The sequence below is a fragment of the Sporosarcina sp. HYO08 genome, assembly GCF_001563475.1.
In the GTDB taxonomy this organism is placed as follows: Bacteria; Bacillota; Bacilli; order Bacillales_A; family Planococcaceae; genus Sporosarcina.
In genome coordinates, this window is record NZ_LPUT01000028.1 from 304,000 (window position 1) to 318,290 (window position 14,291).

The window sequence follows — 14,291 nt, forward strand, 5'->3', positions numbered from 1 at the left end:
TGTTTCAATTGGATACGAGTCAGTATTTAGAAATGTTCATCGAAGAAAGTAAAGAACATCTACAGTCGTGTAACGAGCAACTATTGGCGCTGGAAAATCATCCAGAGGATATTGGCATTGTGAACGAAATATTTCGTTCGGCCCATACATTAAAAGGCATGTCTGCGACAATGGGCTATGATGATATCGCCCATTTAACGCATGAGATGGAAAATATACTTGACCGGATTCGAAACGAACAACTGGGCGTGACGACAAACTTGCTAGACGTCGTATTTCAATCGGTCGATGTATTGGAAGAAATGGTGATCGATATTGCATCTGGCGGAAGCGGTAAAAAAGATGTCCAATTGCTTGTGAAACGACTAAAGGAAATAGAGTCTGGAAACAGTTCTATCGAGGAAACAGCGGCAACGACCGTTTCCGACGTTGAAGCCGCGCAGTTGCACTACGATGAGTTTGAGCGAACTGTTATCGCTCAGTCATTGGAACAAGGTTTTTCAGCTTTCGAAATCCAAGTCGAACTGCGGGAAGATTGTTTGCTGAAAGCAGCACGGGTTTTTATGGTTTTTGAAGTGTTAGAAAAACACGGTGAAGTGATCAAAACAGAACCGGGTGTCGAACAGCTGGAAAATGAAGATTTCGGGCAGCGGTTTTTACTTGTTTTATTAACAAATGAAAGTGTAGACAAAATCCAATCACTAATTCAAAAAGTATCTGAAGTGGAAAAAGTATCCATTCATCCCGTGCAAAATGAAGCTGCCCCGGCCGAAGAGAAAGTGATCGAGCAGCAACTAGGCAGCCAATCGGAGACAGGCCATCCTCAACCGGAAAAACCTGTCTTATCTGAGAGAGGCAATCAACCCACAGGACTTCATGCCGTATCCAAAACAATCCGTGTTAATATTGATCGGCTAGATGGGTTGATGAATTTATTTGAAGAGCTTGTCATTGATCGGGGACGGTTGCAATCAATTGCCGGGACATTACAAAATCCGGAATTGACAGAAACGGTTGAACGAATGACGCGGGTGTCTGGTGATCTTCAAAGCATCATTTTAAACATGCGGATGATTCCGATTGAAACAGTCTTTAATCGCTTTCCAAAAATGGTTCGCCAATTGGCGCGAGAACTAGATAAAAAGATCAAACTGACAATTGTCGGTGCTGAAACGGAACTAGATCGTACAGTCATTGATGAAATTGGCGATCCGTTAGTTCATCTAATCCGTAATGCGTTGGATCATGGCATTGAATCACCGGCAGAGAGGGCCGCACAAGGAAAGCCAATGGAAGGAAACATCACATTACGTGCTTATCATTCTGGTAATCATGTATTTATTGAACTAGAAGATGATGGTGCGGGTATCAATCGCGAAAAAGTCCTGGAAAAAGCAATTGCGAATGGACTGGTGTCGCCTGAGATGACCGACTCGATGACGGATCACCAAGTAGCAGAACTTATATTATCTTCGGGTTTTTCCACTGCAGAAGAGATTTCAGACGTATCTGGCAGAGGTGTGGGGCTTGATGTTGTGAAAACAACGATTGAATCACTCGGTGGATCCATTTCCATACGTTCAACTAGCGGACAGGGATCCTTATTCCAAGTACAGCTTCCATTGACTTTGTCTATTATTTCCGTCTTGCTTGTGGAACTGGGGACTGAAGTGTATGCAGTTCCTCTTTCCTCTATTATCGAAACGGCTGTTATTCATAGGTCCGAAGTGATGGATGTACATCATCAGCAAGTGATTGATTTTAGAGGCTCAATCGTTCCGATCGTATTTTTAAAAGATATTTTCGACCTTCCAAGAGAACAGCAGGAAGATGATTATTATTCCGTTGTCATTATTCGAAAAGGTGATCAGCTTGCGGCTTTAGTTGTCGATTCGTTCATCGGTCAACAAGAAATTGTGTTAAAATCGCTCGGCAATTATTTGCAGTCCATCTTCGCTGTTTCAGGTGCGACAATTCTTGGCAATGGACAAGTTGCGCTCATTGTAGATTACAATGCATTGATTAAATAGGCGGGAGTGACAAATTATGACGATACCGGTAGAACAAAAAGCGATGAAAGTGATTGTGTTTCAACTAGAAGAAAAAGAATATGCAGTAGGTGTGCAATTCATTCAGTCGATCGAAAGGATGCAGTCGATTACGCGAGTTCCGAATGCTCCCTCCTTTGTAAAAGGTGTTATTAACTTGCGAGGCGTTGTAACACCAATTATCGATTTACGTGAAAAGCTCGACCTAGCACCAAAAGAAATGGATGAACAAACCCGAATCATTATCGTGACACTAGAGAAATACGATGTAGGTCTAATTGTAGATGCCGCAAATGACGTAATCGATCTTCCAGTCACTGCCATAGAGCCGCAGCCTGAAGTCGTCGGAACCGTAGCATCAGCGTTTATTTCCGGTGTTGCTAAGGTGGACAAGCGATTGTTCGTCATGCTTGATCTAGAAAAATTGCTCGAACCGATCAAGCGAGGAGATACAAATGATGGATGAACAATATAGGTTAACGGACTTGCATTTGGATGTTCTAGAAGAAATTGGGAATATCGGTGCTGCCCATGCCGCGACAGCATTATCAACTTTACTCGCAAGAAAGATCGATATGCATGTACCCAATGTAGAGCTTGTCTCCTTTGATGAAATGTTTGAAGTTGCAGGCGGGGCCGAAACTGTCGTGGCAGGCATTTATCTGCGGATTGAGGGAGACCTAACAGGAAATATGTTTTTTGTCCTACCATTGGATTCCGCCAATCATTTGATTCGGCTATTATTGTCCGAATCCTATAAGGATGAAAAGTGTGATCCGTTGTCTAATGAGCTCGGCATTTCGGCACTGCAAGAAGTTGGCAACATTTTGGCTGGTTCATACTTATCTGCCTTGTCCGATTTTACAAAACTTAAGATCACCCCCACTGTCCCATCGATAGGGTTTGATATGGTTGGGGCGATTGTTAGTTATGGTCTTATCGAAGCTTCCCGATATAGTGATGAAATCATCGTCATCAATACGCAAATTGAGGAAGCGGGAGAAGCCCGGGATACATCTATAGAAGGTCGTTTTTTCCTGTTGCCTGATCCGCCTTCTTATCAAACAATCTTTCGCTCGCTAGGTGTGTTGTAAATGGATGTATTTATAAAAGAGGTTGTTCGTGTAGGCATAGCCGATATGAATGTTGTTGGACCAGGTGGAACCATTCGGACGATCGGGCTTGGTTCATGCGTTGGGGTTGTGTTATATGATGAAATGAAAAGGATAGCGGGATTGCTCCATGTCATGCTCCCAAATTCAGAGCTGGCAAAATCCACCGATTTCAATAAGGCGAAGTTTGCAAATACGGGTGTTCCGGCATTGATTGACGCATTAGAAGCAAAAGGGGCAAGAACATCTGCATTAAGAGCAAAAATTGCAGGCGGGGCTCAAATGTTTCAGTTGGGTTCTAATGAGTCGTTTCGAATCGGTCATCGTAATATAGAAGCCGTGAAAGAAGAATTGAAGCGATGTAGAATACCGCTCATTGCAGAAGATACCGGCGGCACAAATGGGCGAACGATTGAATTTGATACGGAGACATCCATTTTACATGTGCGAACAGTAAACAAAGGAAATCAGGAACTTTAGGTCGGGGAGGGAATTCCGATGGAGTTGACAGAAGATGCTTGCTGGAAGCTTTGGATTCATAATCGTGACTCAGAGGCGGGAGATTTCCTTGCGAGGAAATATACCCCTCTTGTTACTTACCACGTCCAAAGAATCGGTTCGGGGCTCCCTGCGAATATATCGCGAAGTGAACTCATGAGCCTAGGCTATCAAGGACTTTTTGACGCGCTGACTAAATTTGATCCCAGTAGAGATTTAAAATTTGACACATATGCCTCCTTTCGAATTCGTGGATCGATTATCGATGGTTTGCGCAAAGAGGATTGGTTGCCAAGGTCCCTAAGGGAGAAGTCTAAACGACTAGAAGAGGAAAAGATGAAGCTGGAACAGCAGCTTATGCGGCATGCGACTGTTTATGAAATTGCCGATCATATGAATGTCAGCTCAGAGGAAGTCGAACAAACGATACAAGAGCAATATTTTTCAAATGTTTTATCTGTGGACGAGCAAATAAATGAAGGAAGTGAAGACGACCCGAAAACGTTTGTCATAGAAGACGAGCATGAGAAAACACCCGAGCAGCAACTTGTCATGGATGAGTTGGTCGGTGATCTGGCTATAATGATAGAGCGATTAACCGAAAATGAGCAAATTGTATTGAACCTATTTTATAGTGATGAGATGACATTAACTGAAATCGGGGAAATTTTAAGCTTATCTACCTCGCGAATTTCTCAAATCCACTCTAAAGCATTGACGAAATTACGAAAGATGCTGGCACCAGAAGTAATCGGCGGCAGGGTGATTTAAATGGTACTATTCGTTATATTATTATTTGTTTTACAGGTTATTGGATTTTACGTACTTGCATTACTTTACATGAAAACATCTAAAATGGACTTATTTGAAAAAAGGCAACAACAGGTAATGGAGGAGTTGAATGATACGCTCATTGCTTACCTAGCGGAATTAAAGGATGAGAATGAAAAGCTTATTGAACGGTTAAGTGCAAAAACGGCTTCTGCCAAAAGCAGTGAAGTTAACGAGAAAGTAGCGGCTATTAAAGAGTCGCGGGAAGAAGCAATCGCTGCTGCACCGAAAAAACCGATCCATTTAGCGTTAAAATCTTATCAATCAACAGCCAATCAACAGCCACAGGTAAAAAAAACTGATGAACATAACGAAACAGATACGCTTTCACAAGTGCTCACTTTACACAAAGCAGGCATGTCCATTGAAGAAATTGCAAAAAAACTTCAAAAAGGTCAAACAGAAGTGGAGCTCATGCTAAAATTCAAGTGAAATAGTTGCAAACGAATAATGCCTATGTTATATTATCTAACGGTATTACTACACACGTGCAAGGACGATGGAGAAGGTGCTGAAAAGTCGCTCCGCCGGATGAACTGCACGGAGGAAACAAACCAAATAGGAGGAATCACAAATGTCAGTAATCTCAATGAAACAACTGCTTGAAGCAGGTGTACACTTCGGTCACCAAACACGTCGTTGGAACCCGAAAATGAAAAAATATATTTTCGTGGAACGTAACGGTATCTACATCATCGATCTTCAAAAGACGGTGAAAAAGCTTGAAGAAGCTTACGATTTCATGCGCCAAGTTGGTGCGGATGGTGGAAAAGTACTATTCGTTGGTACGAAAAAACAAGCACAAGACGCAATTAAAGAAGAAGCAGAACGTGCAGGAATGTACTACATTAACCAACGTTGGTTGGGTGGAACACTTACAAACTTTGGTACAATTCAAAAGCGTGTAGCACGTCTTAAAGACATCGAGCGTATGGAAGAAGACGGCACATTCGATGTATTGCCTAAAAAAGAAGTATCACAACTTAAAAAAGAACACGAACGCCTCGTTAAATTCCTTGGCGGAATCCGTGATATGAAAGCACTACCAGACGTTATGTTCGTTGTTGACCCACGCAAAGAGCGTATTGCGGTAGCAGAAGCGATCAAATTGAACATTCCACTTGTTGGAATTGTTGATACAAACTGTGATCCAGATGAGATCGACTATGTAATCCCTGCAAACGATGATGCGATTCGTGCAGTTCGTCTATTGACAAGCAAAATGGCCGATGCTTTAATCGAGTCAAGACAGGGCGAAGATGACGTAGCTGAAACGGTTGAAGAAGAAACAGTAGCTGCAGAGTGAAATGAGTAAATGAGTGACGATAAGCGGCCTACCCCCTTATCGTCTTTTTTAGGAATAAACTACATACAGGAGGAATGTAATCATGGCAATTACGGCACAAATGGTAAAAGAATTACGTGAAAAAACAGGCGCAGGTATGATGGACTGCAAAAAAGCACTTACTGAAGTAAATGGTGATATGGAAGCAGCAATCGACTTCTTGCGTGAAAAAGGTCTTTCAAGCGCAGCGAAAAAAGCGGATCGTATCGCAGCGGAAGGTACAACGCACATCCTTGTAGAAGGAAACGAAGCGATCCTTCTTGAAGTGAACGCTGAAACTGACTTTGTAGCGAAAAACGAAGGTTTCCAAACACTTGTTAAAGAACTTGCTGAGCATCTTCTTTCTACGAAGCCTGCTTCAGTTGAAGAAGCACTTGAATCCAAAATGGCTAGCGGCTTGTCTGTAGCAGACCATATTTCAAACGCTGTTGCGAAAATTGGTGAAAAAATTACACTTCGTCGTTTTGAAATCCGTACAAAAACAGACAACGATGCATTTGGTCCATACTTGCACATGGGCGGCCGCATTGGCGTTCTTACAATCCTTGAAGGTTCAACTGATGCAGAAGTTGCAAAAGACGTTGCGATGCACGTTGCAGCTTTAAATCCAAAATATGTATCACGTGATCAAGTTTCTGAAGAAGAAGTTGAGCGTGAGCGTAAAGTATTAACTGAACAAGCACTAAACGAAGGTAAGCCTGAAAACATTGTTGCTAAAATGGTTGAAGGTCGTATCGGTAAATACTTTGAAGAAATCTGTGTGCTAGATCAAGCATTTGTTAAAAACCCTGACCAGAAAGTCGGCGATTTTGTCAAAGCTGCTGGCGGTACATTAAAAGAATTCATTCGCTATGCAGTGGGTGAAGGTCTTGAAAAACGCGAAGAAAACTTTGCAGATGAAGTAATGAGCCAAGTAAAAGGTAACTAATTCAAAAAAAGATTAGGGAACACATTCATGTGTTCCCTATTTTTGAGAAAACTCAGTAGATGGAGGGTACAAATGAGCATCCCAAAATACAAACGAATCGTATTGAAGTTAAGCGGTGAAGCATTATCAGGTGAAAAAGGATTTGGCTTAGCCCCCGAAATCATCAAAACGGTTGCTGCACAAGTAAAAGACGTCGTCGACCTTGGTGTTGAAGTGGCTGTTGTCGTCGGTGGCGGCAACATTTGGCGTGGAAAAGTGGGCAGTGAGATGGGCATGGATCGTGCAACGGCAGACTATATGGGGATGCTTGCAACGGTTATGAATTCTTTAGCTTTGCAAGATTCGCTTGAAAAGCTTGGCGTTGAAACTCGTGTATCATCTTCCATTGAAATGCGTCAGGTGGCAGAACCATACATACGCCGTAAAGCGATTCGTCACCTCGAAAAAAAACGTGTCGTCATTTTTGCAGCAGGCACTGGAAATCCATACTTCTCAACGGATACAACTGCCGCATTACGGGCAGCGGAAATTGAAGCGGATGTCATTTTGATGGCAAAAAATAATGTGGACGGTGTCTACTCCGCGGATCCGATGAAGGATCATACAGCTGTGAAATTTACTGAGCTTTCATTTATAGAAGTTATTAATAAAGGACTTGAAGTAATGGATGCAACAGCTTCAACCTTATGTATGGACAATGACATCCCGCTCGTAGTATTCTCGATTATGGAGAATGGTAATATTAAAAAAGCTGTCCTCGGTGAACCGATCGGGACAGTCGTCAGGAGGAATATGTAATGGCGAAAGCAGTGATGGATCAAGCGAAAGAGAGAATGGATAAGGCGGTTGGTGCTTATACGAGAGAACTTGCATCGATCCGTGCAGGGCGTGCGAACGCTTCGTTATTGGATAGAATATCAGTTCTATACTATGGTGCGCCTACCCCATTAAACCAAATGGCAGGTATTTCTGTGCCAGAAGCGCGTTTACTAGTCATTCAACCGTATGATAAGTCTACTTTAGGCGAAATCGAAAAAGCGATCTTGAAATCAGATATTGGCATTACACCAACGAATGATGGTTCTGTTATTCGCCTTGCGATCCCGGCGTTGACAGAAGAGCGTCGTAAAGACCTTGTAAAACTTGTGAAAAAAGAATCTGAAGATGCGAAAGTTGCGATTCGAAATGTTCGTCGCGATGCAAATGAGGATTTCAAGAAGTTAGAAAAAAATGGTGACATCACTGAAGATGAGCTGCACCGTAATGGCGATGACATTCAAAAGATGACAGATTCCTATATTGAGAAAATTGACCAAATTGCAAAAGACAAAGAAAACGAAATCATGGAAATCTGATAGAAGAACTTTCTATATTTTGAGGCGTCCTAATTTCAGGACGTCTTTTTTGTTGTCCGTTACAAAATTAGATGCATTTTTTCTGTGTTTTTTTCATTTATAGTAATAGCGCCTATTAAGGAATGAAATTTAGTACTCAATTTGATACGATAGAGGATGTACTTGCTCAGAAAAGTAGCCGAGTGGAGGAACCGACATGCTTGAAAAATTATTGCGAAAAAAAAACGTGGTGTCAGATCATTCGATTGCAAATCGGATCTCCGGCATTCAAAATAGGCATATCCCTGCCCACGTGGCGATTATAATGGACGGTAATGGCAGATGGGCAAAACAGCGTAATTTACCAAGAGTCGCGGGTCACCATGAAGGGATGAAGACGGTTCGTAAAATAACACGGATTGCCAACGATATCGGCATAAAAGTGCTTACACTATACGCTTTCTCTACGGAGAATTGGAAACGTCCCAAGTTAGAGATTGACTTTTTAATGAAACTACCAGGGGAGTTTTTAAGCACTTATCTTCCGGAGCTTATCGAACAAAATGTTAAAGTGGAAATGATTGGTAATATTGATATGTTACCAAGGCATACGAAACAGGCAATTCAAAAAGCGATGGAAGATACGGTAAATAATACAGGCATGACGTTGAATTTTGCGATGAATTATGGCAGTCGACTTGAAATTACTGAAAGTGTGAAAGCCATTGCAAAGCTGGTTGAAAGTGGATCCATTTCATCGGAAGATATTAATGAATCCTTAATTGAAACGCATCTAATGACGAAGCACTTACCAGAGCCTGACTTGCTCATTCGAACGAGCGGAGAAGTTCGCTTATCGAATTTTATGCTATGGCAGCTGGCTTACGCAGAATTATCTTTTACAGATGTTTATTGGCCAGATTTTGATGAGGTTTGTATGTTGAATGCAATCGAAGAATTCCAATTGCGCAATAGACGTTTTGGGAATGTAGAAGGAGAGGGCAACGCTTGAAACAGAGAATTTTAACGGCGATTATTGCGTTCGCCTTATTCGTACCTTTTGTTGTCGTTGGCGGGTTGCCATTTACTATAGTGATTTATGCCATCGCTACGATCGGTTTATTCGAACTGCTTCGGATGAGAGAAATTCACTTGTTATCCATTGAAGGTCTATTGACCTGGTTTATTCTTGCGGTTCTGTTAATGCCCGCTCATTGGGAGTCATTTCTTCTCCAAGCTTGGAACTATACGAAAGTTGAGATGGCGTTTGCGGTTGTCCTTATTTTATTAACGTACACAGTTATTGTGAAAAATCGGTATACGTTTGACCATGCGGCCTTTTCAGTTTTAGCGGCTCTTTATGTGGGGATTGGCTTTTATTATTTTAACGAAACAAGACTGTACGGCATTGAATACGTTGTATATGCACTTATCGTTATTTGGACAACCGATTCGGGCGCTTACTTTATTGGAAGAAAAATTGGGAAACGCAAACTGTGGCCGGATATTTCGCCAAATAAAACAATTGAAGGTTTCGTCGGTGGCATATTGTCAGCCATCGTTTTTGCATGTGTTTTTCAATTGCTTTATCCAATCGCACCTTCGTACATCGTTCTTATTTTCGTGACGCTCATCGCTTCAATTGTTGGCCAGTTGGGTGATCTTGTAGAGTCTGCATTAAAAAGACATTACAATGTGAAGGATTCTGGGAAGCTGTTACCTGGACATGGTGGAATTTTGGACAGGTTCGATAGTCTGCTTTTTGTACTGCCGCTACTTCACTTTCTTCATTTTGTTGGTTAAAAGAGAGGGATTTTATTATGTTAAAAAAAATCAGTTTGCTTGGCGCTACTGGCTCCATTGGCAGACAAACATTAGACATTATCGGGTCTAATCCAGAGCAATTTAAACTCGTATCTTTTTCAGCTGGAATGAATATCAATAAAGTACGTGAAATTGCAGCCTCATTTCAGCCAAAATCGGTCTCGCTTATTCGAGAAGAAGATGCACAGCTATTGCAAGCAGAATTTCCCTCCATTAAATTCATGTCGGGAATGGAAGGACTGATAGAAATTGCTGTCCATTCTGGTGCAGATATTCTTGTAAATGCTGTGATTGGAAGCGTCGGTCTTAAGCCGACACTAGAAGCTATTCGAGCGGGGATTCCAGTTGCGATTTCCAATAAAGAAACACTTGTGGCGGCGGGAGATCTCGTTATGGCCGAGGCGCGGAAATATCATGTGCCATTGTTGCCAGTCGATAGTGAACATTCCGCACTTTTCCAAGCGTTAAATGGTGAAAACCCGAAGCGTGTTTCCCGACTGATCTTAACAGCATCAGGTGGCAGTTTTAGAGAATTGACACGCGATCAGTTAACAGGTGTCACAGTTGAACAAGCTCTTGCTCATCCCAATTGGTCAATGGGCAATAAGTTGACGATCGATTCGGCGACAATGATGAATAAGGGTTTAGAAGTCATAGAAGCCCATCATTTGTTTAATATGCCTTACGATCAAATCGACTGTTTACTCCATCGGGAAAGTATTATCCATTCTATGGTTGAATTTGAAGATACGAGTGTTATGGCCCAACTTGGCTCGCCGGATATGCGGGTTCCGATTCAATATGCATTGACTTATCCAGACCGAATTCCAATGCAAAATGCTAAGCCGCTTAGACTTGAGGAAATTGGAAAGCTACATTTTGAAAAAATGGATCTCGAACGTTTTAAGGCACTTGGACTTGCATACGCTGCCGGTAAGGAAGGCGGAACGATGCCGACAGCGATGAATGCAGCAAATGAAATCGCTGTACAATTATTTATGGAAGGGCGCATTTCGTTCGTTCAAATTGAAGAATTGATTGAGCGTGTGATGAATGCACATCAAAAAGTGGCGGCGATGGATCTAGAAACGATCTTAGAGGTGGATACTGCGGCTCGTAAAGCGGTATTTGATATGGTAAAATAAATTATTTAGTATGGGCCTCAAAGGCCAGTGAAGGTGGTTTTACATGGAAACCGTAATCGCGTTTATCATTATATTCGGCTCCCTCGTTTTTTTTCACGAGCTTGGACACTTTTTGTTCGCAAAGAAAGCCGGAATTATGGTGCGGGAATTTGCCATTGGTTTTGGACCCAAAGTTATAGGCATTACAAAGGGTGAAACTTTATACACCATTCGACTTTTGCCGCTCGGCGGTTATGTTAGAATGGCTGGAGAAGAATTTGACACTGTTGAATTGCAACCTGGTTACCGCATCGGCTTACTGGTGGGGCCATCGGGTAAAGTGAAAAAGATCTACTTGAACCAAAATGTGTCAAATCCGGATGTGTTATTTCTAGAAACAGAATCATCTGATCTGGAAAGGGATTTGACTATCGAAGGTTATGATGACGAGGGAGAGTTTGTACGCTTTCAAGTCGCACGAAATGCGGTCATCGTTGAAAAAGGACAAGAAACATTCATCGCGCCTTACGATCGGCAGTTTGAATCGAAATCTGTTGGCAGCCGAGCGATGGCCATTTTTGCAGGGCCGTTGTTTAATTTCATCTTGGCATTTTTAATCTTCCTTGCAATAGGCCTTTTTCAAGGAGTACCGACGAACGAACCAGTTATTTGGGATGTGCAGAGCGACGGACCGGCTTATGCGGCTGGTATGGAGAAAGGTGATTACGTAAAAGAAGTGAACGGGAAGCCCGTTCAAACATGGACGGAATTCACCGAAATTATCCAAGAAAATCCAGGCGTGCCCCTTCAATTTACTGTAGAACGAGATAGCAAGCTAGTCGATTTAACGATTGTTCCGAATAAGTTGGTAGAGGCTGGCAGGGAATATGGCCAAATTGGTGTTTATTACAATAGTCCAACAGAAAAAAATCCATTAAAAGCAATCGTATTTGGTGCGGAGCAAACGGTCGTTGTGACGAAAAAAATATTCGAGTTGCTAGGAATGTTGATCACTGGAAAATTCTCAATCGACGCTTTATCCGGACCGGTAGGCATTTATAAAACAACAGAACAAGTCGCTCAATTCGGAATTTATAATCTTATGAATTGGGCTGCCGTTTTAAGTATTAACTTAGGGATTATGAATTTACTTCCATTACCGGCATTAGATGGTGGAAGGCTATTGTTTTTCTTATTTGAAGCGATTCGCGGCAAACCGATTGATAAGCAAAAAGAAGGAATGGTCCATTTCGTTGGGATTGTGCTTCTTATGCTTCTCATGCTCATTGTCACATGGAACGACATCCAACGATTCTTCTTTTAAATTGATTTTAGTTGTTATTACGAATGGGGCTGTTTCATACTAAGTGCTAGGCACTTATTGAAGACAGCCCCATTTTTCGTTAAAATGGGGTAGAGACTACAGCATAGGGTGGGAACAAACTTGAAACAAACACGAACTTTAATACCGACAATGCGTGAAGTGCCATCAGATGCAGATGTCGCATCTCATCAGTTGCTTTTACGCGCAGGTTTTTTGCGTCAAATTTCGAGTGGGGTCTATTCATTCCTGCCGCTTGCGGTGAGAGTGCTTCGGAAAATTGAAGCGGTCATTCGGGAAGAGTTAAATGCGATTGAAGCTGTAGAAGTTTTGTTGCCAGCGCTGCAGCAAGCTGAGATTTGGCAAGAATCTGGCAGATTAGATGCCTACGGACCTGAGCTATTCCGTCTTCAAGATCGACATGCGCGACAATTTGTATTAGGACCAACCCACGAAGAAGTGATTACAACACTCGTTCGTGACGAAGTGAAAAGTTATAAAAAACTCCCTTTAACGCTCTATCAAATTCAAACGAAGTTTCGGGATGAACAGCGCCCCCGCTTTGGCTTGCTCCGCGGGCGGGAATTCATTATGAAAGATGCCTACTCTTTTCATGATTCAAAGGAAAGTTTGGATGCGAAATATACAGAAATGCAAGCAGCATACACAGCTATTTTTACGCGGCTTGGATTAGACTTTCGTGTTGTTTTAGCCGATGGCGGAGCAATCGGAGGTACGGATACTCATGAATTTATGGCATTATCCGATATTGGTGAAGATACGATTGCCTATAGCAATCTATCAACTTATGCAGCAAATATTGAAATGGCGACGGTCAACGTGACGTACGAAAAAGCGAATGAACCGTTGAAGGACATGGAAAAAGTTGCAACACCCAACCAACGCTCCATTGAAGAAGTATCAACATTTCTAAATTCTGATACGGCGCGTTGTATTAAAACATTGTTATTTAAAATAGACGGGCAGTTAGCCGTCGTTCTGTGCCGAGGGGATCATGAAATAAATGCCATCAAACTGAAGAATGCCGTTGGCGCATCTTCCGTTGAACTTGCCGATTCTAAAGATGCAGTGGAGTTGTTTGCCTGTGCATTTGGCTCGGTCGGACCTGTGAAAATTCCGCTAGGTGTACAAGTCTATGCAGATCATGCGATTCAATCCGTCGTGAATGGCATTTGCGGTGCAAATGAAGATGGATACCATTTTATAAATGTCAATCCTGAACGTGATTTTGAAGTGACGCGCTATGAGGATCTTCGTTATATCCAAGAAGGAGATCCTTCTCCGGATGGAAATGGAACAATCCAGTTCGTAAAAGGAATAGAGCTTGGGCATATTTTTAAACTTGGTACAACTTACAGCGAGGCAATGGACGCATCCTTTTTAGACGACAACGGAAAATCACAACCGTACTTTATGGGTTGCTATGGAATAGGTATTTCACGAATTTTAGCTGCAATTGCTGAACAGTTTCGGGATGAAAGTGGTTTGAAATGGCCCAAACAAATTGCACCATTCGATATTCATATTATTGCAGTCAATACAAAGGACGACCAACAACGGGAATTGGCCGAAGAATTGTACAGTCTTTTAAAATCCTATCGGTATGATGTGCTGTATGATGATCGTTCTGATCGGGCGGGTGTCAAATTTGCGGATGCGGATTTAATCGGTTTACCTGTACGTATTACGATAGGTAAAAAAGCTGAAGATGGCATTGTCGAAGTGAAGTTTCGGCAGACGGGCGAGTCGCTTGAGTGGCAAAAAGAAGAAGTGACTGAAAAGCTACAAGCTTTTTTTGCGATGGACTAACTGTCTTCATAAAGAAAAAAGGAAGGCCGGTTAAGGTGCTTCCTTTTTCTTTTTCAGTGCCTAAAATTTAGAAGGAAATGTATGAAATTAGTGAAA

At 42.1% G+C, this 14,291-nt stretch carries 15 protein-coding genes; all 15 read left to right on the top strand.

What is annotated here, in order from left to right:
* Positions 1-8: 8 nt before the first annotated feature.
* On the top strand, positions 9-2,030 hold the full coding sequence (locus AU377_RS12890) for a chemotaxis protein CheA (protein ID WP_067408172.1): 2,022 nt from the start codon (positions 9-11) through the stop codon (positions 2,028-2,030).
* A 16-nt stretch (positions 2,031-2,046) separates the two neighbouring features.
* Positions 2,047-2,514 carry a chemotaxis protein CheW gene (locus tag AU377_RS12895; RefSeq protein WP_067408173.1) on the top strand — a complete coding sequence of 156 codons (468 nt, stop codon included), beginning with the start codon at positions 2,047-2,049 and terminating at the stop codon, positions 2,512-2,514.
* A complete protein-coding gene (locus AU377_RS12900; protein ID WP_067408174.1) occupies positions 2,507-3,142 on the top strand; it encodes a chemotaxis protein CheC in 636 nt (211 codons plus the stop codon). Before AU377_RS12895 ends, AU377_RS12900 begins: the two co-directional genes overlap by 8 nt.
* Positions 3,143-3,640 (top strand): chemotaxis protein CheD, encoded by a 498-nt coding sequence (locus AU377_RS12905; protein WP_067408175.1) that lies wholly within the window; start codon positions 3,143-3,145, stop codon positions 3,638-3,640.
* 18 nt (positions 3,641-3,658) lie between these two features.
* Positions 3,659-4,429: a FliA/WhiG family RNA polymerase sigma factor gene (locus tag AU377_RS12910; RefSeq protein ID WP_067408176.1), complete on the top strand. Its 771-nt coding sequence runs from the start codon at positions 3,659-3,661 to the stop codon at positions 4,427-4,429.
* A complete protein-coding gene (locus AU377_RS12915; protein WP_067408177.1) occupies positions 4,430-4,921 on the top strand; it encodes a hypothetical protein in 492 nt (163 codons plus the stop codon).
* Between the two features lie 142 nt (positions 4,922-5,063).
* Positions 5,064-5,795 (top strand): 30S ribosomal protein S2, encoded by a 732-nt coding sequence (gene rpsB / locus AU377_RS12920; protein WP_067408178.1) that lies wholly within the window; start codon positions 5,064-5,066, stop codon positions 5,793-5,795.
* A gap of 82 nt (positions 5,796-5,877) precedes the next feature.
* On the top strand, positions 5,878-6,762 hold the full coding sequence (tsf, locus tag AU377_RS12925) for a translation elongation factor Ts (protein ID WP_067408179.1): 885 nt from the start codon (positions 5,878-5,880) through the stop codon (positions 6,760-6,762).
* Between the two features lie 72 nt (positions 6,763-6,834).
* The gene (pyrH, locus tag AU377_RS12930) at positions 6,835-7,560 is read left to right on the top strand and encodes a UMP kinase (protein WP_067408180.1); all 726 of its coding nucleotides are present in this window, start codon (positions 6,835-6,837) and stop codon (positions 7,558-7,560) included.
* Positions 7,560-8,117 (top strand): ribosome recycling factor, encoded by a 558-nt coding sequence (frr, locus tag AU377_RS12935; RefSeq protein WP_067408181.1) that lies wholly within the window; start codon positions 7,560-7,562, stop codon positions 8,115-8,117. The genes pyrH and frr overlap by 1 nt, the downstream gene beginning before the upstream one ends.
* A 196-nt stretch (positions 8,118-8,313) precedes the next feature.
* Entirely contained in the window at positions 8,314-9,108 is a 795-nt protein-coding gene (locus tag AU377_RS12940) for an isoprenyl transferase (RefSeq protein ID WP_067408182.1), read from the top strand.
* Entirely contained in the window at positions 9,105-9,899 is a 795-nt protein-coding gene (locus tag AU377_RS12945; RefSeq protein ID WP_067408183.1) for a phosphatidate cytidylyltransferase, read from the top strand. Before AU377_RS12940 ends, AU377_RS12945 begins: the two co-directional genes overlap by 4 nt.
* 17 nt (positions 9,900-9,916) lie before the next feature.
* Positions 9,917-11,065: a 1-deoxy-D-xylulose-5-phosphate reductoisomerase gene (gene dxr, locus AU377_RS12950; RefSeq protein ID WP_067408184.1), complete on the top strand. Its 1,149-nt coding sequence runs from the start codon at positions 9,917-9,919 to the stop codon at positions 11,063-11,065.
* A gap of 43 nt (positions 11,066-11,108) precedes the next feature.
* Positions 11,109-12,368: an RIP metalloprotease RseP gene (gene rseP, locus AU377_RS12955; RefSeq protein WP_067408185.1), complete on the top strand. Its 1,260-nt coding sequence runs from the start codon at positions 11,109-11,111 to the stop codon at positions 12,366-12,368.
* Positions 12,369-12,488: 120 nt separating this feature from the next.
* Positions 12,489-14,195, top strand: a complete 1,707-nt coding sequence (locus tag AU377_RS12960; protein WP_067408186.1) for a proline--tRNA ligase — start codon at positions 12,489-12,491, stop codon at positions 14,193-14,195.
* Positions 14,196-14,291: the final 96 nt, after the last annotated feature.

Coding starts and splice junctions, on each gene's coding strand:
- AU377_RS12895 (WP_067408173.1), top strand. CDS start 2,047: ATGACGATACCGGTAGAACAAAAAGCGATGAAAGTGATTGTGTTTCAA.
- AU377_RS12900 (WP_067408174.1), top strand. CDS start 2,507: ATGGATGAACAATATAGGTTAACGGACTTGCATTTGGATGTTCTAGAA.
- AU377_RS12905 (WP_067408175.1), top strand. CDS start 3,143: ATGGATGTATTTATAAAAGAGGTTGTTCGTGTAGGCATAGCCGATATG.
- AU377_RS12910 (WP_067408176.1), top strand. CDS start 3,659: ATGGAGTTGACAGAAGATGCTTGCTGGAAGCTTTGGATTCATAATCGT.
- AU377_RS12915 (WP_067408177.1), top strand. CDS start 4,430: ATGGTACTATTCGTTATATTATTATTTGTTTTACAGGTTATTGGATTT.
- rpsB (WP_067408178.1), top strand. CDS start 5,064: ATGTCAGTAATCTCAATGAAACAACTGCTTGAAGCAGGTGTACACTTC.
- tsf (WP_067408179.1), top strand. CDS start 5,878: ATGGCAATTACGGCACAAATGGTAAAAGAATTACGTGAAAAAACAGGC.
- pyrH (WP_067408180.1), top strand. CDS start 6,835: ATGAGCATCCCAAAATACAAACGAATCGTATTGAAGTTAAGCGGTGAA.
- frr (WP_067408181.1), top strand. CDS start 7,560: ATGGCGAAAGCAGTGATGGATCAAGCGAAAGAGAGAATGGATAAGGCG.
- AU377_RS12940 (WP_067408182.1), top strand. CDS start 8,314: ATGCTTGAAAAATTATTGCGAAAAAAAAACGTGGTGTCAGATCATTCG.
- dxr (WP_067408184.1), top strand. CDS start 9,917: ATGTTAAAAAAAATCAGTTTGCTTGGCGCTACTGGCTCCATTGGCAGA.
- rseP (WP_067408185.1), top strand. CDS start 11,109: ATGGAAACCGTAATCGCGTTTATCATTATATTCGGCTCCCTCGTTTTT.